The organism is Vibrio sp. L3-7 (assembly GCF_963898195.1).
In the GTDB taxonomy this organism is placed as follows: Bacteria; Pseudomonadota; Gammaproteobacteria; order Enterobacterales; family Vibrionaceae; genus Vibrio; species Vibrio echinoideorum.
In genome coordinates this window covers 144,409-166,153 of the sequence record NZ_CAWQUW010000007.1, presented here as the reverse complement: position 1 = coordinate 166,153, position 21,745 = coordinate 144,409, and the positions used below count along the sequence as shown (strand labels likewise).

Below are 21,745 nucleotides of genomic sequence, written 5' to 3'. Positions count from 1 at the left end.
CCTTTTAACGCCACCAGCGGTGCGTGAGGTCCGATTCTGGGTCTAAATATCGATTCAATAAAGTCAGGTTCGTATCTAATAATGCTAGGTACTCCCTGACTTTTTTTATGTCGGTACCCACTGAAGTCTGCTGGATACAGCGCTCCAATACTGGGAGTAAGCTGTCGACGATGTCAAAGTGAGATGCCCCCTCTACTAACTCCTTTACAGCTATCAGTGCCTCCGACGATAGTCTTTCAGGCTCTCCCCTAACTAACTCCAAATCTCGCTTAAATGTGCCCGCAGAAACACCTTCAAGATAAACTCGATAGGTTGTCAGCACATCCATCAACAGAAACAATTGCCCTTGAGTATTTTGATGAGGATATGGCACCGCGACATGAGCTTCTAGCTGACGATCTATTTGTAGTTCCACCCCAAGTGCAGAGCACTTCTCGACCAAAATCTTAAGCAAGCCTTGCTCGTCCATTAGTGATTGGATCTCGAAAATACGTTGTAAATGGTAGTCATTCGAAACGAACGTCACTTTGAGACTCTGCCCACGGGTAAACAGTCCACTTTCAATCATCTCTGAAGCTAAGTTCTGAATGTTCTCAACCGTATTTGTCGAGCTCTGCTCAAGCAAAGTCGCTACCAAGGAAAACGGATATTCTCGCTGGCTTTCCAGAGTTCGAAAATACCGATGCATTGCATCCGCTTCAGAGGTGGTTTGACCTTTTATCACCCCACCACAAAATGCAACAGCAGTTTGCTGATTCGACTCTTCTACCAAAAGCTCCGCAAGATATTCAACCAATGCATCAACACGACTGATTCCTTCATCAGTCAATTTATTCTTATTAAGTCGCTTACCCAGCACAATAAGGAGGTGATTAATGCTCATTTTATGTTCAAGTCTCGTTTTTATGATTAGATGGAGTGAATTATGTATACAATACTTATTAACAAAAGTATTTTGAAATTCTTATCGGTTGCTCGCAATAATGCTCACTATTGATAGCAACACAATAAGCCACACAAGAGTCAACGTGCAGCTGTAAAACAAAATAGCACGATCTTGGATTTCATCGCTCTACGCTTGTTAACAAGAGTTTCAGTAAAAGAGACGTTTCAAGCAAAGAACAAGCTCAATCAAAGAACTATTTCACCCAGAGAACACGAACACTCAACAAAGTGAAACTGACGAAATACAAATTTTACACAGAGTTCGTTCATCGAACCGTCTTCACAGGAAGTTACTATGCTGTCTATTTTTGACATTTACAAAATCGGGGTCGGGCCTTCCAGCTCCCACACCAATGGACCAATGATTGCTGGGTTTAATTTTACCCAAAAGATTGAATCGGTACTTGAACAAGTTACCCGTATTCAAATCGATTTATACGGTTCACTGTCACTAACAGGTATTGGTCACCACACAGACCGAGCGACCCTATTAGGCTTGCTTGGTAATCGCCCTGATACGATCAAAATAACCAGCGCTAATTTAGCCATGCGTAAAGCGATTGAAGATAAGTCTTTAATGGTTAGCGGCAACCACGAAATTCATTTCGATGTAGAAAGCGACCTACTCTTCCACAAAACCAACCTTCCACTTCATGAGAATGGCATGACGATCTCTGCCTTCGACGTAAGCGGTAACCTGTTGGATATGGAAACTTACTACTCTATCGGTGGTGGCTTTATAGCGACCGCTGATGAGCTACAAAACGGCAAATCAGAGTCAGAAACACAAGTTGAATTCCCTTTTACTTCTGCCGATCAATTACTTGAATTGTCAGAACACCAAGGACTTAGTCTTGGTGGCTTGATCCTGCGCAATGAAGTTTCTTTCCAAGATATGGATGTGATTGACCAGAAAGCTGACCAAATCTGGAAGGTGATGTCTCTGTGTATGCAACGTGGCTTTGACACCGAAGGCATCCTTGACGGCGGGTTAGAAGTGACACGTCGAGCACCTGCTCTTTTGAAAAAGTTAGAAGCGAATGCCTCAATTGAAAACGATCCAATGGAGATCATGGATTGGATCAATCTGTTTGCCTTTGCTGTAAGTGAAGAAAATGCAGCGGGCGGCCAAGTGGTAACATCACCTACCAATGGTGCAGCCGGCGTTATTCCCGCAGTATTAATGTACTACCATCGTTTCATCAAAGAGTTAGACACTAAGCAACTGAAAGATTTCTTGGCAGTATCTGGTGCGATTGGCATCTTGTACAAAACTAACGCTTCGATTTCTGGTGCTGAAGTAGGTTGCCAAGGTGAAGTCGGTGTATCTTCTTCAATGGCAGCGGCAGGCTTAACAGCCCTTCGAGGCGGTAGTAACGAGCAAATCTGTATCGCAGCTGAGATAGCAATGGAACACTCACTGGGCATGACGTGTGACCCGATCGGTGGGCTTGTTCAGGTGCCATGTATCGAACGTAACGCAATGGGTGCAATGAAAGCGATCAATGCATCACGTATGGCGCTAAAACGCACCAGCAAGTGTCTTATCTCGTTAGACAAGGTTATCGCAACCATGTACCAAACAGGTAAAGACATGAACAAGAAGTACCGTGAGACTTCTTTAGGTGGTTTAGCTGTGATCCACATGGCGCCACCGTGTGAATAGTTAAGGTGCGATGAAGTGAGTAGTGAAATGCTACAAATAGTGAAGTGCAATGAAGCGAAGCTATTCGACTAAAAGAGCTCTCACTAAGACCGCATTATTGAAAACTTAGTTTCCAACATCCAAGCAAAGCCAGCAATCAAGCTGGCTTTTTTATTGGCTAAAACCCAACGGCCAATGAAAGTGATACTCACTTGAAAAGTTTTACAAGATGATAGTTGCTAATTTTCCCTTTAATAGTTCATTACTTAGCCATAAATGAGATTGGTCAAACTTCATACAGCAATATATCCATTAGCAAAATCTAACATTTCATTTTTCATACATGAGAAATATGAATCCTCAGATAAGAAAAGATAAAGAGAGCAAAGTAACGGTTATGGTAAATGTTTCATTTTATGTCTTGCTACTAATGATATTATAATTAGGTGATTACACTATCTATTAATATAAAAGTTAGAATAATATAATGTGGAATAGATTAAACAAATCAATGATGTTCTGCCAAATGATGTTTGGACTTTCGTTCTATGGCGTCATGGTGATCTTGACTCGTTTCTTCCTTGAAGATCTTAACTACAATGAAGCCGACACTATGATGGTTGTTGGTGCTTTCTCTGCAATCGGTCCGCTATTTGCTATCGCCGGTGGCTTTATAGCTGATAAGTTTTTAGGCGCATACCGATCTTTGACTATTGCCTTTCTTGGATTCGCAAGTGGTTATGCTTTACTCGTGCTAGGTGCAGCCGCTACTAATGTGCCAATGGCATTATGTGGTATTGCTCTAGCAAGTTATGCACGTGGTTTGATGTCCCCTTCTTACCCAAGTATTTACAAACGCACGTTCAAAACTCAAGAAGATTTCGAAAACTGCTACCCAATCAACTACTCGGTAAACAACATTGGTGCTCTTCTAGGTCAATACTTGTTCCCTATGTTAGTGCTTGTTGTGGGTTTCCACGGTGGCTTCCTTCTTTCAGCTGTTCTTGCTGGCGCAGCGCTTCTAATGATGATCTTTGTTCGCAAAGGTCTTGTTGAAGCAAGTGCTGAAATCGATCAAAAACCTGTAAGCACTAAAAACTGGGCTGCATTCCTTGGTCTTTCTGCAGCTATGATTGGCCTGGTATTCTTCATGTTCTCTAACATGGATATTGGCCAAAACATCGTTTACGCAATTGGCGGCGCAGCAATCATGTACTTTGTTTCTTTGATGATGAAATCGAAGAAATCAGACATGTTGAAAATGGGTACTATCTTAATCATCACATTCCTGACGACATGTTTCTTCGTGTACTACGGACAAATGATGACTTCGATGACAATGGTAGCGATCAACACAATGCGTGGTGACCTATTCGGCTTCATCCCTGTAGCTCCTGAAGCATCAATGGCAATGAACCCACTTTGGTGTATGGTTGCTGGTCCTATCATCGCGGGTACCTTCTCTAACCTAGAAAAGAAAAACATTAACTTTTCTACCGCAACGAAAGTAGGTTTCTCATTCATCCTTACTGCGATTGCTTTCGGTATTCTAACAATGGCTGTGACTACCGTTGGTGACGATGTACTGATTCGCCCAGAAGTGTTCCTAGCTATTCACTTCTTCCTAGCGTTTGGTGAAGTTATTGTTGGTTCAATGGTTGTAGCCTTCATCCTGTCTGTAGCACCTAAGCACATCGAGAACTTCTCAGTAAGCTTGTTCTCTGTCGCAATCGCTCTTTCAGGCATTGTTGGCGCGGTATTCTCAACGTCTATTGCACTAGAGAAAGGTCAACAAATCACGCAAGAAATCGTACAAACGGTTTACGGCGATTACTTCCAAATGCTAACCGTTTTAGCGGTAGTGATGGTAGGTATCGCAATGGCTGCATCGTTCATCATTCGCAAGATGCTAGAAGCAGCGAAAGCGGCTGAAGAAACGATTGAACTAAAGCAAGCAAACAGCTAATCACGTTCTAATAATCTGATACATCAAGCCCTTTAGTTTTCTAAAGGGCTTTTTTATTAAGCCATATAGATAAGAAATTTGACTGACACTACGCTTGTGTAAATAAAGGTAAATGATAACTATTAGTATTGAGTGTTTTCTTATTCAGGATTATGATGTAAAAATCAAAATCTAAGAGAGCCTTATATGAGCAAGCCTAGCCCTATCACATTAACCGTTACTCAAACCTCAACAATTACACCGAATATGCAGCGTATAACGCTGAGCGGTGAAGGATTAAGTAAGTACCCAACCGAATGTGCCGGCGGCTACATCAAGCTTTTATTCTCGCCACTCGGCACCACTGATTTAAGCCGACTGAACGAAGGTGAGCGCCCAACCATGCGCACTTATACAATTCGTCAGTACAACTCTGTAGAAAAATGGATTGAGGTTGATTTCGTTCGCCACATCACCACAGATTTGCAATGTGGTTTTGCCGCAAGGTGGGCAATGAATGCAGAAGTCGGAGACACGATTTCAGTGGCAGGACCAGGCTTAATTCAAGGGCTGAACCTTGAATCTGATTGGTTCTTCTTAGTTGCAGACATGACGTCACTGCCTGCACTTTCTGCAAAAGTGAAAACACTTCCAGAAACAGCAACGGGTCACGCTGTTATTCAGATCAACTCAGCAGCAGACAGGCAAATACTTGAAGTACCTCAAGGGATCAAGGTCACTTGGTTAATTGAAGATGAAACTGAAGAAACACTTTCAAAAACGGTTCGCAATTCAGAATGGTTAGAGGGTCAGGTTGCGGTTTGGACGGCGTGTGAATTTGAAAGCATGCGTGAACTAAGACAGTACTTCCGAAACGAAAAAGAAGTAACCAAAGAGAACATCTACATCAGCAGCTACTGGAAACGTGGCGTCACTGAAGATGGCCACAAAGCGCTAAAACAACAGGATGCTCAGGCGCTCGCTGGTTAAAGTTAATTATCGAAAACTAAACGCTCTTAACGACAGTAATATAGTTAAGGGCGTTTTAGTTTCTAACGCAAAAACTCAAACTTCCAAGACCTCAACATGACTTTTAATTCAGAGAGATAACTAAACCGGCAATGATAAAAGCCACGCCTACACCGCGAGTGGTATGCCACTTTTCCTTTAAAAAGTAGATCCCCATCACTACGCCGAAGATGATGCTTACTTGTCTAAGTGCCACAACCAAGCTGACGTTTTCTGTCATGGTCATTGCAAACAACACCAGACCATAGGTCGATGCCATCATGATGCCAGCAAGTGTTGCTCTTTTACGCAGTATCCATGCGTTGGTAAACTCGATTCTTTGGTTGGTCACGAATAACCAAATACTCAGCGGAATCACAATCGCCCAAAACTGAATACCTAGGTAGAAAATCGCGGTGTACTTGTTAGTGATACTAGGCGTGCTTAGAGGCTCCAATAATAGAAGGGCCTCTTTATCAATAATCGAGTAACCCGTGGTACCAATGGCCGCGATTAACGCCCACAGTACGCCAAGGTTGAGATACGCTTTTAACCTAAGATCTGAAAACTTCTTAAGTGGTACAAACAAACAACCCAAAGTAATCAAGGTGAACCCAAACCATTGATTAGGTGACAGCTCATAGCCTATTAACACCGTGCCTAAACCCACCATCAACACGGGCAGTGCTCTTGCCATTGGGTAAATCACGCCGATGTCTGCTTGTTTATAGGCAGTCCCTAGCCCAATCAAATAGACGATTTGGCAAATCCCACTCAAGAAAACCAGTTGCCAAAATGGAAGTGAGATATTTGACAGGCCAACACTGTGAACATACCAGATCAAGTAAGGCGTCAATATCGCGGCAGCGGCAAAGCCAGAAGCCAGAAAGAAAGACGAACCCGATCCTTGATTAGACTTGCCTAGAACATTCCAACCCGCATGCAGCAAAGCTGAAATAATCACGATAACAATGGCAGAGACTTCCATTTCGTTCCTGTTCTATTAATTGATCAGCGAATGGCTAAACATAAGTGATAAAAAAACCTCCGGGTAAGAGGCTTTCCAATGAATCTATAAAAACGATGGAGTAACTAGCACATTTAACGTTCTAACTGCGCTATCGACTCGATACTGATCGCGTCATGGCGCCAATATTCAATATCGCAGTCAATCAAATCACCATCTTGATTATAGTTAACACGCTCGACCACCATAGCCGGAGACCCTGAGGTCGCACGCAGTGCTTGGGCTGTTTCGCCAAGCAAAGACGTTGTACTCACGCGGTAACGGATCTTCTGATACACAACACCAAAGTGCTCTCGGTAGATGTCAGTCAACGATTTAGACAAGTCGTAGTCAAGCAAGTTAGGGAACAGCTCAGGTCGAATGTAGTTCGTCACATACACAACCGGTCTGTCTTCAAGGTAGCGAACTCTGTCCACTCGATAAACATCTGAGAACGGTTGAAGATTAAGAAGCTTTGTCGCTTCCTTGGTTGCTAACATCCCTTTCGCCGACACCAACTCTGTTTTCGGCTTACGGTTCTGAGACAAAGCCATGTTAGTGAAGTTCAACGTTTGCGTAGGATCGTAACGAAGCGGATCAGGAGAGATAAACCAACCACGTCGATCTTCTCGATAAATACGCCCTTCCGCTTCAAGTGAAGACAAGGCTTCACGCAACGTAACACGTGTGGTATCGAACGATTCAGCCAGTTTGCGCTCAGCAGGCAGTTTCTGTCGTGGCGTTAACATCCCCGACTCTATCTGCTCTACGATGACATCTTTGATTTTTACGTACTGCACTTCATTTCCTTTTATTCTTGTTCTTGTCGTCAGCCACTCCTTGGCCAACTGCAATATAAAATGGTTTGCTAGCGTTTACGCCAAGCTTGGGTGCGCTTCTCGAATAACTTATTGATTAACATATGAATCAACTTCGCGCTCGCTGCCGATATCATGATCATCACCGCCATGGCAGCTGCTGCACCCGTTTGCCCCGCGTCGTCCATATTCAGTACTGAAACTGACGCAGGTATCGTATCGGTAGAATACAAGAATACTACCGCAGATGTCGTGGTAAGTGCATTAATAAACAGGTATGTCGCAATATCTAAAATCGCAGGCAGACAAACTGGCACCGTCACCTTAAAGAACAGCTTGTATTGCGGTAAGTTCACCGAGGCTGCGGTCGCTTCAATTTCATCAGGTAGTTGTTTTAATGCAGTCAACGCCGTCATGTGACCGACTGTGTAGTAGTGGACCACGGTGTTAATAACCAAGAACGCCATTGTTCCGTATAGGAAGTTTAAAGGGTTACTTAAATCGTTGAAATAAAAGATATACCCTAAACCAAGCACCATACCCGGAACCGCCATCGGTACCACACTGAGCATTTGCATTGCTTGACGAATAGGGCCGAATGCTCTGCCTTTCTCAATGCAATAAGCACCCAAGAAAATCAATACCGTGCCGACAATTGCTGTCCATACGCCTAGCGTTAAAGAGTTGAAGAATGGCGTCCAACCGTAAGTACTCATCTCAGAAAAATTATAGTTATTTAGTGTTAACGCCTTGTTCCAAGGCCAGAACGTGACCATTGACCCGTATATCGCCATACCCAACACAATAATCACAGCCGCCGATATGATGGCACAATAAAGAAAGCACAACCCATCACGCATAGTGCTTGGCTCTGGTTGGTACGCGACAGAGCGAGTATCAAATAGGCTCTTCTGCTTCTTTTGAACCCAGCGATCAACGGTAAACGCCAATAATGCAGGCAACAGCAAGATGATACTGGTCACTGCACCCATCGAGAAATTCTGTTGCCCTACCACCTGTTTAAATATGTCGGTCGATAACACGTTGTAACTACCACCAATCACCTTCGGTACGCCAAAGTCACAAACTACCAATGTAAACACAACGATCAAAGTGCTGATCAAACCATACTTTGCTGCTGGTAACGTCACCATAAAGAAGGTTTTCAAAGGTGAAGTGTTTAAGGCTCGTGCCGCTTCATAAAGACGAGCGTCAGAGGTTCTCAATGAAGTAGTTAAAATCATTAAGGCATGTGGAAACGTCCAGAATATCAAGCCCAATGATATGCCAATCAAACCATAGACCGAATTACCCCCTAATACTTCCTTAGCAATACCTTGGTTACCAAACAGGAAGATAAGACTAATCGCGGGAAGCAGTGACGGAGCAAGAATCGGCGCTGAACCCAACACTTGAAAAAGCCCCTTGAATGGCATGCATGAGCGGGTCAGAGCATAAGCATAACCAAACGCTAATACACCAACTACGACCGTGACTAGCAGACCCAAAGTAAAAGTGTTCCCTACAGATTGCCAAAGGCTTTGAGAAGCGAAGTACGTGGCGAAATTCTGTAAACCTACAAATTCACCGTCTGCGTTCTGAACGCTTTTTTTCAACATTGCCCATAGTGGCATCAGAATAAACAGTGTCATGACCACAGACAAAAATGCCAACAGTCCAAATAGAATTACGTTGTCTTTACTTAACCGAGCAAGGAAAGGTTGTACTCGTCGCTGAATTAACAGTTTAGATTGCATCATTTGAGTCGATTCCATGATTGTTTACGCCGCCTCGTCTTCCATCACTTGCAGGCTTTTCGATGGGTAAGCTCTCAGGCCATCTTGATCAAACGCAACATAACGAATATCACTGCGGCGGAGCTTCAATCGATTGAACTCTTTGACTGATACATCAACGATGATCTCTTTCACCGTTGAGTCATGTTGCAATTGACACTCAACACGATAAAACGCCCCTAAGAATTCGCTTGATACGATTCTCACGGGTAATGATTCACTAAAACGATCCACAAACTGAATTTGTTCCGGACGAACTGCGATATCAAAAACGTCCCCAAGTTTTGGAGTGAGGTTATCTAAACCCGGCAACGGTAACATCGACTCAGCAATACGTATCTTGCCTTGCGCTGCGACAGAAGCTTGAATGAAGTTCATGCTGCCAACAAACTCAGCCACAAAACGACTGACTGGTTTTTGGTAGATCTCTTGTGGGGCACCTACTTGCTCAATGACACCATGGTTCATCACCACTATTCGGTCTGCCATCGTCAAGGCTTCATCTTGGTCGTGCGTCACCATTATGGTCGTAATACCCAGTTTACGTTGCAGCTGGCAGATCTCGTCACGCAAATGTGTTCTGACCTTCGCATCCAACGCAGAAAGCGGCTCATCAAGTAATAACAAACCTGGAGACAACGCCAATGCGCGAGCCAGAGCAACACGCTGCTGTTGTCCACCAGACAGTTGATTCGGATATTTTTGGCCAGACGTCGGTAAACCAATCGTTTCTAACCAAGACTCTACTGTTTCCAGAGCTTCTTTGGTCGACATCCCTTGATTCTTCAGACCAATCGCAATGTTTTCTTCCACTGTGAGATTGGGAAACAAAGCATAAGATTGAAATACGATACCAAAGTCACGCTTTTCTGGTGGCAGGAAGGTCGTATCCTTACCGTTCTGCTCAATAGAGCCTGAAGTTGGTAAATCTAGACCTGCAATCGCACGTAATAAGGTGGTTTTTCCACAGCCAGATGGGCCAAGGAAACAGACGAACTCGCCTTTATCTATTGATAAGGAGATGTCTTTTAACGCTGTAAATTGGCCAAATTGCTTTACAACGTTTTCAATATTCAAATAAGTTTGGTTGCTCATACTACAGCACTCTCTATATGGTATATACCAAATTTAAACTGAGAATATTGCAGTTGAGTGACAAATTTATAGAAGCTAAATGACAGTTATATTGCAGATATAATAAGCATTAAAGATTGCTACTTGTTCAGCATTGAAAGTTAATTCAACGTTGAACGCCCTCAATGACCAACCAAAAAGTCACTGAGAGCCTTCGTGTGTACCTCAAACTTGAACGCTAGATTAGTTTACGATTCAACCTTGTCGGCTTTACCTGCTGCACCCGCCAACTTTGCCAATTGCCTATCAAGCCACAATGGCGTGTTACCGGAATCTTCCGCGTTCTCTTTTCTTCGTACTGCATCACGCACCATCATGGCACCTACCCAACGGAATGGCTCTGGTGGGAAATGTCCTAACGGGCCGTTAGTTAAACCGCTTTGTGTCCAAGCGTTGTCGATATTGAGTACCATTGCTGACAAAATCTTCCCGCCCATACGGGTTTGAGCAACGCCATTACCAGAGTAACCAAGCCCATAATAGATATTACTTTGGCCTTTTAGATTACCGAAAAATGGCAAACCTGTGACCGAACGATCTGAGCCGCCTGACCAATTGTAATCGAATTCATTCTGCTCCAACTTAGGAAACAGTTTTTGGAATGATTGATTGAGAATCGGCAGATAGTTGGTGGTCTGGTTGAACATGCTTTCGACTTGATTCGCAAACGAGAATTTATTGCCGCCTTTGCCCAACATGAGTCGTCCATCTTGGGTGTCACGGTAGTAATGAACAAAGATACGAGAATCCACCACCGCCGCTCCTTTTTCGGGGCCAAACTGCTTGAGTTTTTCTGGAATAGGCTTAGTCACTACCATATCAGACGAGACAACCACGATGCTGCGCTTGAACTCTTTAAAGTGATCGAGCATCCATGCATTAAGCGCTAAGATCACTTTGTCCGCAAACACAGCTCCGCCCTTAATCTGGATACGAGCTGGGGAGCCATAGTCGAGTGACGTCATCTCTGTGTTTTCGTGAATTTCGACACCCAGTTCGAGCGCAACTCGGTGTAAACCTCGCGCTAATAAAGCTGGCTGAACACTGCCCGCAGCTTCTGAGTAGTAACCTTCAATGTGGCGATCAGATCCCGCTTTATCAGCCAAAGAGTTGTCACACTTCTTCCAACTATTTATACCTTGCTTGACCAACTCATTCACAACAGGTTCCATTCCTCCCTTTTGCGCTTCATTGGTCGCGGTGTAATAAGTCCCACTGCGATACAGATGCGCATCGATGTTATGTTCATTACAGAAAGCTTCTATTTCGTAAATGACCTTTTCCGATTCTTTAACCAACCATTTTGCTTGTTGTTTGCCGTAGAGCTTCTTCAACGTTGGATACTTAGTCGACCACGTCAACATACAGCCGCCGTTGGAGCCGGAAGCACCGCTGCCACACAAGCCTTTTTCAATCACCACAACGTGCTTTTGAGGCTGTTGTTGTTTGATTAAAATCGCCGTCCATAAACCGGTGTACCCACCGCCGACAATAGCGATATCACAGTTAACGTCTTTTTGAAGCGGTTTAGCGGATTCTAGCCCCGCGTTGATGCTGCCAAATTCCTGTTCCAATGCTTGCTTGAACCAATATGAGTAGTGCTTTTTCATTTGTTGTACCTTACTAAAAACCTAAAGGCGTAAAACTAAAAAAGGAAGACCGAAGCCTTCCTTTACTGATTTCTAACTTCTAATGAGCTGCATATCTAATAAACTATGTGTCTAATAAGCTCAGTAGTTAATGAACCAAGTAGCTAATAGACTAAAGATCTCAGTCGATTAAGATTTTGGCTCTGATTTAGCGTCAAACTTCTCAGACCATGTTTTCAGAACATCTGCACGTTCGCTGCCCATGCGAGCGAAGTCCATTTTTGCCATATTCTTCTCTACGTTCGGGAAGTTCTCTGCTTTACCTGTTACATCTTGGTGACCAACAACTGGGTACATTTCGATGTAAAGTTCATTCGCTGCTTTAGATATTGACCAATCGATAACACGTTGTGCTGCATCGGAAGGCTTAACAAGACCTACCGCTTCAGATTCCCAACCGATACCTTCAGGCGTAATCACAGAAAGTGGCGCACCTTGAGTTTTTAGCTTCGCACCTCGGCTCGCCATAGAAATTCCGATAGCCACTTCCCCCATACCCGCTTGAACACATGGCTTCGAACCTGAGTGCGTGTAATGAGCAATGTTTTGATCTAGCTTCTGCATGTAGTTCCAACCTTGGTCTTCACCCATGTTTTGTAACCAAGCTGAAACCTGCATGTAACCCGTACCAGAAGACGCTGGGTTTGGCATCGCAATGTGGCCCTTGTAGATAGGCTTCGTTAGATCATCCCAAGACTTAGGCACTGGCAGGTTCAGTTGCTTAGCAACTATTTCGTTAAAGCAAACGGCATTAAAGAATGCATCATTGCCGTACCAAGCTTGAGTAGATTGTGGATCGTTAAGGTTAGCGCGTAACGCTTCTACACCTTGAGGTGTGTAAGGTTTCAGAATGCCCTCTTCTTTAAGCAGAGCCATAGAAGAACCCGCAAGTCCCCAAACTACTTCTGCACGAGGGTTGTTTTTCTCAGCCAATAATTTTGCCGTCATGATCCCAGTTGAATCACGTACCCACTTGATGTTGATGTCTGGGTTTTCACTTTCGAAAGCATTTTTGTATTTAGCTAAAATGTCAGTTTCAAAAGCAGTGTAAACCGTCACTTCCTGTGCTGCATAAGCGTTACCAGCTAATAGCGTAACTAATGCTGCAAGTGATCCTTTCATAAAACGGTTTTTCATCATTTTCTCCAGTCAGGCTCAACTCTAAAATGAGAAGTTGCCAAAATTAAAAATTGCCAAGGTTAAGGTTGTTAAAGCTAGAAGCCTCATTAAAAGGCACCTATATCCATAAATTCATTTAGGTTGTTAGCACACACCCACAACTTGGTATGTACCAGATAACGAGTATTAACCTAATCGACTTTTGTGACGGTTAAATGAACAAAAAATGGCAGTTTAAAGATAGGAAAATATCTCAGACAAGTGGCCAGTTTTAAATATGAAGCTTTTGTGAAAATGACGTTTGGGCTATTTACGACCGTTTAATTTGGTTGTTAAAGTAACCTTAAATATTGGTATAGTCCAAAATGAACATCACGAGAACTGAACATGAGAAACGAATACTTACTACTGACACCAGGCCCTCTATCTACTTCTGAAACCGTCCGCCAAGCGATGCTAAAAGACTGGTGTACTTGGGATGATGAATACAACAAAGACGTTGTTGAAGTGATTCGTAGCAAGCTAGTGACTTTAGCCACTAAGCAGCCGGGATACACAAGCGTATTAATGCAAGGCAGCGGTACCGCTTCAGTTGAAGCAACGATTGGTAGTGTTATCTCTAACAACGGTAAGCTTCTTGTTGTTGATAACGGTGCGTATGGTGCTCGTATTGCTCAAATCGCAGAATATTTAAACATTCCATGCCATGTCGTTTCTCCAGGTGAAACATCACAGCCTGACTTGAACGAAATGGAAACGGCATTGGCCATGGATTCAGACATTACCCACGTGGCGATTGTCCACTGTGAAACCACCACTGGCATGCTGAATCCAATTGAAGAGATTGCCAAATTAGCAAAACAACACAACAAAACCGTCATTCTTGATGCGATGTCGAGTTTTGGCGGTATCCCTATGGATATTGCTGATTTGGGTATCGATTACATGATCAGCTCAGCAAACAAGTGCATTCAAGGTGTACCGGGGTTCGGCTTTGTTATTGCTAAGCAATCGGAACTTGAGAAGTGTAAAGGCCAAGCTCGCTCATTAAGCCTTGACCTGTTTGACCAATGGCACTGCATGGAAAGCAACCACGGTAAATGGCGCTTCACCTCTCCCACTCACACGGTGCGTGCTTTTTACCAAGCGTTGCTTGAATTGGAGCAAGAAGGCGGCATTGAAGCTCGTCACAATCGCTACCAAGCCAACCAAACCACATTGGTTGCTGGCATGCGCTCTCTTGGTTTTGAACCACTGCTTAACGATGACCTTCACTCACCTATCATCACCTCTTTCTACTCTCCAACTCATAGCGATTACCAGTTCAAGGAATTCTATGACCGTTTGAAAGAGCAAGGGTTTGTGATCTACCCGGGCAAGGTTTCAAACGCAGACTGCTTCCGTATCGGTAACATCGGTGAAGTTTACCCGTCAGACATTGAAGACCTAATTGGCGCAGTGAAAAACGCTATGTACTGGGACATCAAATAATGACGACGACCAATCAAGAGCCAGATCTAAAGGCAACGCACTTTCGAAGCGAAGGCGATGTGAACACCACGCCAGCACGCAAAAAATGGAACGAATCGCTAAACGATGATGCGACTCAAGCGATGTTAAAGCGTGATGCTGACGTGTTTCTTCATCAAGCGATGTCAACGCCTTGCCTAGACACCCTTGAAGCAGCCGAAGGCATCTATATTCAAGATGCGACGGGCAAAAAGTACATGGACTTTCACGGCAATAATGTTCATCAGCTTGGTTATGGCCACCCACATATCATTAATAAAGTGACTCAACAAATGGCGTCATTGCCGTTTTCACCGCGTCGCTTTACCAATGAAACGGCTGTTCAGTGTGCTGAGAAGCTCACCCAGATCTGTGGTGGCGATTTGAATCGCGTGTTGTTTGCTCCCGGTGGTACATCGGTGATCGGCATGGCGCTCAAACTTGCTCGACATGTCACCAACAACTTCAAAGTCGTTTCATTGTGGGACTCATTCCATGGCGCGTCACTGGATGCAATATCTGTCGGCGGTGAAGCCTGTTTCCGCGAAGGTATGGGGCCATTAATGGCTGGCGTAGAACGCATTCCACCAGCAGTTTCCTATCGTGGTGCTTTTCCGCTTAGAGACTCTTTTTCGCCTCGCGATAGTTTTCCGTTAAGTGGGAGTAGCGCAGGCGATAACAATGAGACTGCATGTGATGTGCACTATGCCGATTACCTTGAGTACGTCATTGAAAAAGAAGGTGGCATCGGTGCCTTCATTGCCGAAGCGGTTCGTAACACAGACGTTCAAGTGCCAAGTAAGGCTTATTGGAAACGCATCCGTGAGATCTGTGACAAACACAACGTCATATTGATCATTGACGACATCCCAAATGGCATGGGTCGTAGCGGCGAATGGTTTACTCACCAAGCGTTTGATATCGAACCTGACATCCTATGTATCGGTAAAGGCTTTGGCGGCGGCTTGGTTCCAATTGCAGCCATGGTCACCAAAGACAAATACAACACGGCAGCGCAGGTATCTCTTGGGCACTACACCCATGAGAAAAGCCCAATTGGCTGTGCAGCAGCACTCGCGACCATGGAAGTGATTGAGCAAGAAAATCTACTTGAAAAAGTGCAAGCAGACAGCGTATTCGTGCGTGAACAACTGCTTCAAATGAAAGAGAAATACCCAGTTATTGGTGACGTTCGCGGCATCGGCCTGCTTTGGGCCGTGGAGTTGGTCACCGACCATATCACTAAGACCCGAGCTTTCGATGAAGCAGAAGCAGTACTTTATCAATGTCTGAACGATGGCCTGAGCTTTAAGGTGTCACAAGGTAACGTGATTCAGTTGAGCCCACCATTGATCATCAGCCGTAGCGAGCTAGAAGTCGCTCTGTCTGTATTCGAAAAAGCGATAGCCAAAGTCAGCAAAGACTTTGAATACCTTTGAACCACCGTGGAAAGCATGCCTTGAAGCAATAATTTCAAGCAACCAACAACCTAAAACAACCCGTAACCTCCCGACTGAACCTTTGAGTATTAAACAGGCGGGAAGTGACACACAATAGGACATTATTATGAACACGACATCACCTATCCAAGCGGTTATCTTTGACTGGGCTGGCACTATCGTTGATTTTGGCTCATTTGCTCCAACCAGTATTTTTGTCGAAGCATTCAAGCAAGGTTTCGAGTTTGATATCGACCTAGCAGAAGCGCGTGAACCTATGGGTATCGGCAAATGGGAGCACATCCAAGCGGTTGGTCGAATTCCAGCTGTTGACGCTCGTTGGAATGCTCAATTCGGACGCACGATGACAAGTGAAGACGTTGATGCGATCTACGCGGCATTCATGCCTCTTCAGAAAGCAAAAGTAGCCGACCATGCCGAACCAATCTTGAATGCCATAGAGGTCGTGAATAACCTAAAAGAGAAGAACGTAAAAATCGGTTCTTGCTCAGGTTATCCGCGAGAAGTGATGGACGTACTGATTCCAGCTGCAGCAGATTACGGTTACCTTCCTGATAACGTAGTCGCAACTGATGACTTACCACAAGGTGGTCGCCCTGCTCCGTTTATGGCGCTTAAAAACGTGATTGATTTGGGCGTAACTAACGTTGCAGCGTGTGTGAAAGTGGATGACGCAGCACCTGGAATCGATGAAGGCCACAACGCAGGCATGTGGACAGTTGGCCTTGTTCTATCAGGTAACGAGGCTGGCTTAACGTACCAAGAATATTTGGATGCAGAAGAAGCAACGCTTCAAACAGCACGAGAGAAAGCAAGTGTGAAGCTAAATAGGTCAAACCCGCACTATTTGATCGATACTATTGCAGACTTGCCTAGTGTCATTGCCGATATTGAAAAACGTTTAATTGCAGGTGAGCGCCCATAAACCTATAAGCCAGCTCAATAAATCCGCACTCTGTATAAAAAAACAACACCAAAACCTTGTAAAACTACGTCGGTGATACGAGGTTCATCCGATTCCAACATTTAAGACAACATATTATTGACAAATAAAACAGTAAATAGCACCTTAAATATATAATTTTTAACAATTTCATTGACTACAATACGCAATCAGATTAACAATATAAGTACTAAGTAAAAAATAGATCCAGCTGAACCAACGCCTTGATTTACTTATTGTAAGCAGTGTCATACCCAATAAGTAATCGTTTTCCTGGTAGGTTCAGATAACAATAAGAGTTAATCCAAGGATAAGATTATGAAAAGACTGTCAAAAATCATGTGTGCTATTGTTGCGGCTTCAGGCCTAGCAGCAACTCCTTCTATTGCTGCAACTACTTACGTTGGTGCTAAAGTGGGCGTGGGCTGGCTAGACAGCGCATGTGTAAGCGGTGCTAAATGTGATGATGATGCAATTGGTGCCGGTATTTACTCTGGTTATAACTTCACTGACAGACTTGGTATCGAGTTAAGCTCTGATTTCTTAGGTGATTATAAAACAAGCTTTTCTAAGAACGGTTCAACAGCAGCATTCAGCGACCCTCTAATCGCCATATCACTAACGCCAATGTACCGCCTGCCAGTGCAACAAGAGTTTGACGTATTCTTCAAAGCAGGTCCTGCTTACATTTCACACGGTGGTGAAGACGACGTTGTTCTTTCTGCAGGTATCGGTGTAGAGAAGCAACTATCTTCTGATTGGGCACTGCGTGTTGAATATCAATACTTTGATGATTTCGACGACAACTACGTTCAAGACTTAAACTCAAATCTACTGTCTGTTGGTGTTAGCTACAACTTCGGTACAGGTAACACAACAGCATCAGCGGCTGCTGCTACAGCTTCTGCGGTAGCAGTAACACAAGCGCCATCTGAGCCAATCACAGAGCCAGCAGTTGTTGTTGAAGAGAAGACAACCGTTGTTGTGACTAAAGCGCAAACAGAGAGCTACTCTCAAGAAATGTTCGCGACTAACAGCACTGAACTGTCTACAGATGGTAAAATTGCGCTAATGCCATTAGTTGAAGTACTTAATGCTCACCCTCAATCGTCAGTTGATGTTGTTGGTCACACAGACTCGACAGGCGCAGCTGAATACAACATGATGATCTCTAAGAAGCGTGCAGCAGCGGTAGCAGCATACATCGAAGAGCAAGGCATTGAAGCAGACCGCATTTCAGCGTCTGGTGAAGGTGAAGAGAACCCTATTGCAACAAACGATACTGCAGAAGGCCGTTCTCAAAACCGTCGTGTTGACGCAACTATTCCTGGTTTTGAATACCAGCAAGAAGTACAAGTTGAAGAAGTTATCGTAGAAACTGCTCAATAAAAGCTATCTACAGTAACTAAGATCTCTCGACAATAACTGAAATAATAAGGGCGGAGCACTTTCAAGTACTCCGCCCTTTTCTTTATCTGTCTTTGTCCATAATTCGTAAACTTTAAGCCGTAAGCCGTAAAAAACAGCCTAACGCCAAGCTATACAATCAGAAGACTAGACGATTTCCCAGCTGTGGGTCATCTCTACGCCAGCACCCAGCATCAGGCATACTGAACAATACTTCTCTAATGAATCAGCACATACTTTAGCTACTAGCTCAGGGTCAAGGTTGTCACCAGACACTTCAAAATGAATATTAATCACGGTAAAGATTTTTGGCGCGGTTTCACGACGTGTCGTTTCTAGTTTTGCATTACAACCCGTGATGTTCTGACCAGCAGATTTCAAGCCATCAACTACATCAACAGAGCTACAACCACCAGCAGCCATTAACACCATTTCCATAGGGCTTGGCGCGGTAGCACCACCACTTCCATCCATAACGACAGAATGGCCTGATTGAGATTGACCTAGAAATTTAAAGCCTTCGACCCATTTAACTTCTGCTTGCATGCTGTTCCTTAGATGTACGTAAACGTCATCATTATCTATTATTTATATTAATGTCTACACCCTACTACTGGCGGCATTTATGAGCAAGATTTTCTCAATGACATATTTTTTTGTGAATAATGCAATTTTTTCCATCTAAAACCTGTCTCTATTCGTACATTCAAAATCGAATGAGAAAAACGTCAAGATGAGGTATCTATGAATAAATTATCTAAAATATTGGTATCACTCGTGGTTGCGCTACCACTGATTTCGCTATTTGTAAGCCAAACTGGCACCGCCAATACAATGGATAAAACAGCTAATTCAGGTAAAGCTGAAATCGCGACACTGGCTGGTGGTTGTTTTTGGTGTACAGAATCCGATCTAGAAAAACTGACAGGCGTGACAGACGTTATCTCTGGCTATTCTGGTGGTGAATTAGAAAATCCAACCTACAAACAAGTTTCATCGGGTAAGTCTGGTCACATAGAAGTGATCAACGTGACTTATAACCCTGATGTGGTTAGCTATGAACAGGTGCTTGACCAGTTCTTCAGACATATCGACCCAACTGATGACAAGGGTTCATTCGTTGATAGAGGTCCACAATATCGACCTGCTATTTTCTATCATAACCAAGAGCAAAAAGACGTCGCTCAAAACTTCATGATGGAGATCGACAAAGCTCAGATCTTTGGTGAACCACTAAAAACAGAACTGATTGAATTTGAAAAATTCTGGCCAGCGGAAGATTACCATCAAGATTATTACAAGAAGAGCAAGGTTCGTTATAACTACTACCGCTACGCTTCTGGTCGTGATCAGTACCTAGATAAAATCTTCGGCGATGATAGAAAAGAAAACCCGCAAACCATCCGTCAGATCATCGATGGTAAGAATGCGACAGCCAATACTAAGACATACAACAAGCCGTCTGATGCAGAGATCAAAGCGTCTCTAACTTCACTGCAATACGATGTGACACAAGACGACGCAACAGAGCGCCCGTTTGACAACAAATACTGGGATAACAAGCAAGAAGGTATTTACGTTGATATCGTAACGGGTGAGCCTTTATTCTCTTCAAAAGACAAATACAAATCAGGTACAGGTTGGCCGAGCTTTACACAGCCAATCAGCGAGGCTTATGTCGTAACGACTACTGACTACAAACTGCTTTACCCAAGAACAGAGGTTCGCAGTAAATTTGGTGACTCTCACCTAGGTCATGTATTTAAAGATGGTCCAAAACCAACAGGTTTACGCTACTGCATGAACTCAGCTGCTATGCGTTTTGTCCCTGCCGATAAATTAGCAGAACAAGGTTATGAAGAATACGTGGAAATGTTTGAGGGTTAAATAGCTCTGCATAAAAGCCAAGCATAAACAACAAAGCCAGCAGATCGCTGGCTTTTTTATTACTAACAAAACTTTGTTTATTAGCCTGTTAACATTATTAACCCGTTAACACAGTATCTTCTGGGTATTTCAATAAGGACGGTTCTGGACGAGCTAACATATAAGCTAAAGTCAAAGGACCAATCCGCCCTATTACCATCACGACAATCATGATGTATTTCCCAGGCTCAGAAAGATTAGCTGTTAGCCCCGCCGTTAACCCAACCGTTGCAAAAGCAGAAATTACTTCAAACATAACTCGATCAAACGCCGCTTTTTCAGTAAGCATTAACAAAAACATCGCAGTGGTTAATAGCGCCCCACTTACCACAATAATGGCCAATGACTTTGTTACCGCTTGCCACGTTACCGTACGTTTAAACATCACCACATGTTTTTTCTGACGTAGAAAAGTCCAGGTCGCAACAAATGCCACGGCAAAGGTCGATACCTTAATTCCGCCCCCTGTAGAAGTTGAGCCAGCGCCAATCAGCATCAGTACTATCATCACCAACAATGCAGGTTGTGTGTACTGCGATAAATCCACGCTATTGAAACCAGCAGTACGTGCGCTAGCAGACTGGAAAAAAGCCGCAAGCCACTGACCTTGGATAGACAAACCTTCCATCGTTGTTGAGTTATTCCTCTCCAATAACCAAAACATCACTGTGCCTACTAACAATAAAGTCGGTGTCGCCGTTAACATTATCTTAGTGTGTAGATGAAGGTGTTTGAATCCTCTACGCCAATTACTCGAGAGATCGCCAACCACCGTAAAACCTAGTCCACCAAAAATGAATAGGCCCGCTAAGGTAAAGATCACCAATGGATCATCGACAAAACTCATCATACTGTCTGAAAATAGGGCAAAGCCTGCGTTATTGAACGCTGAAATCGCATGAAAAAGCGCATAAAAGCTTCCCGTTGCCCAACCCATTTCAGGAACCCAACGGAAACAGAGCAACACGAAACCAAGACACTCCGCAACCAATGCAAAGATGATAATCTTCTTGACTAATTTTCGGAGGTTAACCTTACGATCTTGTCCAAGCGCTTCCTTCGCCAACGCTTGTTGTTTCAAGCTTAGCCGAACTCCAAACATGTAGAGCAGCACCGCAGACAACGTCATCTGCCCCAAGCCACCAACTTGCATCAAAAACATCAGCAAGATCTTTCCAGACAAAGTGAAATGCTCACCAGTATCGACCACGCCTAATCCTGTCACACTGATCGCTGATGTAGCCGTAAACAATGCATCCGTAAAACTTAATCCTGTAACCGAGAAAACAGGCAGAGTCAGCAATATCGCAGAAGGAATAAGCACCGCAAGAAAGCTCGTCAGGATAACCTTAGGTTCAGAGCCTTTTTTGCGCTTGTTATCTTGCTCTAAAGCGTAAAAAAGCCCTCTTCGATTTAACGAATTCATATACTCACC

17 protein-coding genes are annotated in these 21,745 nt (G+C 43.8%); 8 read left to right on the top strand and 9 right to left on the bottom strand.

Annotated features, from left to right (window positions below; all coding sequences use genetic code 11):
• Positions 1 to 4 precede the first annotated feature (4 nt).
• Complete coding sequence (locus tag AACW75_RS07665; protein ID WP_145571620.1) at positions 5 to 883, bottom strand: YdcF family protein; 879 nt, start codon at positions 881 to 883, stop codon at positions 5 to 7.
• A 357-nt stretch (positions 884 to 1,240) separates the two neighbouring features.
• Here AACW75_RS07665 and AACW75_RS07660 point away from each other — a divergent pair, with 357 nt between their 5' ends.
• The 3 genes from AACW75_RS07660 (at position 1,241) to AACW75_RS07650 (ending at position 5,525) form a co-directional block, all read left to right on the top strand.
• The gene (locus AACW75_RS07660; protein WP_017075805.1) at positions 1,241 to 2,611 is read left to right on the top strand and encodes an L-serine ammonia-lyase; all 1,371 of its coding nucleotides are present in this window, start codon (positions 1,241 to 1,243) and stop codon (positions 2,609 to 2,611) included.
• 466 nt (positions 2,612 to 3,077) lie between these two features.
• On the top strand, positions 3,078 to 4,556 hold the full coding sequence (locus AACW75_RS07655; protein ID WP_339385029.1) for a peptide MFS transporter: 1,479 nt from the start codon (positions 3,078 to 3,080) through the stop codon (positions 4,554 to 4,556).
• Positions 4,557 to 4,742: 186 nt separating this feature from the next.
• Complete coding sequence (locus AACW75_RS07650; RefSeq protein ID WP_145571618.1) at positions 4,743 to 5,525, top strand: siderophore-interacting protein; 783 nt, start codon at positions 4,743 to 4,745, stop codon at positions 5,523 to 5,525.
• A 103-nt stretch (positions 5,526 to 5,628) separates the two neighbouring features.
• On the opposite strand, the gene AACW75_RS07645 is transcribed toward AACW75_RS07650, so the two are convergent.
• The 6 genes from AACW75_RS07645 to AACW75_RS07620 all read right to left on the bottom strand — a co-directional run bounded on the left by AACW75_RS07645 (position 5,629) and on the right by AACW75_RS07620 (position 13,086).
• A complete protein-coding gene (locus tag AACW75_RS07645) occupies positions 5,629 to 6,531 on the bottom strand; it encodes an EamA family transporter (protein ID WP_145571616.1) in 903 nt (300 codons plus the stop codon).
• Between the two features lie 113 nt (positions 6,532 to 6,644).
• Entirely contained in the window at positions 6,645 to 7,349 is a 705-nt protein-coding gene (phnR, locus tag AACW75_RS07640) for a phosphonate utilization transcriptional regulator PhnR (RefSeq protein WP_017075809.1), read from the bottom strand.
• A gap of 68 nt (positions 7,350 to 7,417) precedes the next feature.
• Complete coding sequence (locus AACW75_RS07635) at positions 7,418 to 9,127, bottom strand: putative 2-aminoethylphosphonate ABC transporter permease subunit (protein ID WP_445329515.1); 1,710 nt, start codon at positions 9,125 to 9,127, stop codon at positions 7,418 to 7,420.
• A 21-nt stretch (positions 9,128 to 9,148) separates the two neighbouring features.
• Positions 9,149 to 10,258 carry a putative 2-aminoethylphosphonate ABC transporter ATP-binding protein gene (locus tag AACW75_RS07630; protein WP_017075811.1) on the bottom strand — a complete coding sequence of 370 codons (1,110 nt, stop codon included), beginning with the start codon at positions 10,256 to 10,258 and terminating at the stop codon, positions 9,149 to 9,151.
• Between the two features lie 227 nt (positions 10,259 to 10,485).
• The gene (locus AACW75_RS07625) at positions 10,486 to 11,907 is read right to left on the bottom strand and encodes an FAD-dependent oxidoreductase (RefSeq protein WP_145571610.1); all 1,422 of its coding nucleotides are present in this window, start codon (positions 11,905 to 11,907) and stop codon (positions 10,486 to 10,488) included.
• 168 nt (positions 11,908 to 12,075) lie between these two features.
• Complete coding sequence (locus tag AACW75_RS07620) at positions 12,076 to 13,086, bottom strand: putative 2-aminoethylphosphonate ABC transporter substrate-binding protein (RefSeq protein ID WP_135457522.1); 1,011 nt, start codon at positions 13,084 to 13,086, stop codon at positions 12,076 to 12,078.
• Positions 13,087 to 13,452: 366 nt separating this feature from the next.
• Between AACW75_RS07620 and phnW the strand changes: the two genes are divergently transcribed.
• The 4 genes from phnW to AACW75_RS07600 all read left to right on the top strand — a co-directional run bounded on the left by phnW (position 13,453) and on the right by AACW75_RS07600 (position 18,366).
• Positions 13,453 to 14,556, top strand: coding sequence for a 2-aminoethylphosphonate--pyruvate transaminase (phnW, locus tag AACW75_RS07615; RefSeq protein WP_145571608.1), 1,104 nt, complete (start codon positions 13,453 to 13,455; stop codon positions 14,554 to 14,556).
• A complete protein-coding gene (locus tag AACW75_RS07610; RefSeq protein ID WP_145571606.1) occupies positions 14,556 to 16,013 on the top strand; it encodes an aspartate aminotransferase family protein in 1,458 nt (485 codons plus the stop codon). The genes phnW and AACW75_RS07610 overlap by 1 nt, the downstream gene beginning before the upstream one ends.
• A gap of 127 nt (positions 16,014 to 16,140) precedes the next feature.
• Positions 16,141 to 16,959 carry a phosphonoacetaldehyde hydrolase gene (gene phnX / locus AACW75_RS07605; protein WP_145571605.1) on the top strand — a complete coding sequence of 273 codons (819 nt, stop codon included), beginning with the start codon at positions 16,141 to 16,143 and terminating at the stop codon, positions 16,957 to 16,959.
• A gap of 336 nt (positions 16,960 to 17,295) precedes the next feature.
• Complete coding sequence (locus AACW75_RS07600) at positions 17,296 to 18,366, top strand: OmpA family protein (protein ID WP_145571603.1); 1,071 nt, start codon at positions 17,296 to 17,298, stop codon at positions 18,364 to 18,366.
• Between the two features lie 165 nt (positions 18,367 to 18,531).
• Here the strand turns inward: AACW75_RS07600 and AACW75_RS07595 are convergent, their stop codons facing one another.
• Complete coding sequence (locus AACW75_RS07595; RefSeq protein WP_017068628.1) at positions 18,532 to 18,930, bottom strand: OsmC family protein; 399 nt, start codon at positions 18,928 to 18,930, stop codon at positions 18,532 to 18,534.
• Positions 18,931 to 19,128: 198 nt separating this feature from the next.
• On the opposite strand from AACW75_RS07595, the gene msrB reads away from it, so the two are divergent.
• Complete coding sequence (msrB, locus tag AACW75_RS07590; RefSeq protein ID WP_145571602.1) at positions 19,129 to 20,271, top strand: peptide-methionine (R)-S-oxide reductase MsrB; 1,143 nt, start codon at positions 19,129 to 19,131, stop codon at positions 20,269 to 20,271.
• Between the two features lie 97 nt (positions 20,272 to 20,368).
• On the opposite strand, the gene AACW75_RS07585 is transcribed toward msrB, so the two are convergent.
• Positions 20,369 to 21,736, bottom strand: a complete 1,368-nt coding sequence (locus AACW75_RS07585; protein ID WP_017075819.1) for a TrkH family potassium uptake protein — start codon at positions 21,734 to 21,736, stop codon at positions 20,369 to 20,371.
• Positions 21,737 to 21,745 lie beyond the last annotated feature (9 nt).

Bases quoted from the DNA above. Each gene is read 5' to 3' on its own strand.
- AACW75_RS07595 (WP_017068628.1), bottom strand. From the start codon at position 18,930: ATGCAAGCAGAAGTTAAATGGGTCGAAGGCTTTAAATTTCTAGGTCAA.
- AACW75_RS07620 (WP_135457522.1), bottom strand. From the start codon at position 13,086: ATGATGAAAAACCGTTTTATGAAAGGATCACTTGCAGCATTAGTTACG.
- AACW75_RS07600 (WP_145571603.1), top strand. From the start codon at position 17,296: ATGAAAAGACTGTCAAAAATCATGTGTGCTATTGTTGCGGCTTCAGGC.
- phnW (WP_145571608.1), top strand. From the start codon at position 13,453: ATGAGAAACGAATACTTACTACTGACACCAGGCCCTCTATCTACTTCT.
- AACW75_RS07665 (WP_145571620.1), bottom strand. From the start codon at position 883: ATGAGCATTAATCACCTCCTTATTGTGCTGGGTAAGCGACTTAATAAG.
- AACW75_RS07660 (WP_017075805.1), top strand. From the start codon at position 1,241: ATGCTGTCTATTTTTGACATTTACAAAATCGGGGTCGGGCCTTCCAGC.
- AACW75_RS07630 (WP_017075811.1), bottom strand. From the start codon at position 10,258: ATGAGCAACCAAACTTATTTGAATATTGAAAACGTTGTAAAGCAATTT.
- AACW75_RS07655 (WP_339385029.1), top strand. From the start codon at position 3,078: ATGTGGAATAGATTAAACAAATCAATGATGTTCTGCCAAATGATGTTT.
- AACW75_RS07650 (WP_145571618.1), top strand. From the start codon at position 4,743: ATGAGCAAGCCTAGCCCTATCACATTAACCGTTACTCAAACCTCAACA.
- AACW75_RS07645 (WP_145571616.1), bottom strand. From the start codon at position 6,531: ATGGAAGTCTCTGCCATTGTTATCGTGATTATTTCAGCTTTGCTGCAT.
- AACW75_RS07625 (WP_145571610.1), bottom strand. From the start codon at position 11,907: ATGAAAAAGCACTACTCATATTGGTTCAAGCAAGCATTGGAACAGGAA.
- AACW75_RS07635 (WP_445329515.1), bottom strand. From the start codon at position 9,127: ATGATGCAATCTAAACTGTTAATTCAGCGACGAGTACAACCTTTCCTT.
- phnX (WP_145571605.1), top strand. From the start codon at position 16,141: ATGAACACGACATCACCTATCCAAGCGGTTATCTTTGACTGGGCTGGC.
- AACW75_RS07610 (WP_145571606.1), top strand. From the start codon at position 14,556: ATGACGACGACCAATCAAGAGCCAGATCTAAAGGCAACGCACTTTCGA.
- AACW75_RS07585 (WP_017075819.1), bottom strand. From the start codon at position 21,736: ATGAATTCGTTAAATCGAAGAGGGCTTTTTTACGCTTTAGAGCAAGAT.
- msrB (WP_145571602.1), top strand. From the start codon at position 19,129: ATGAATAAATTATCTAAAATATTGGTATCACTCGTGGTTGCGCTACCA.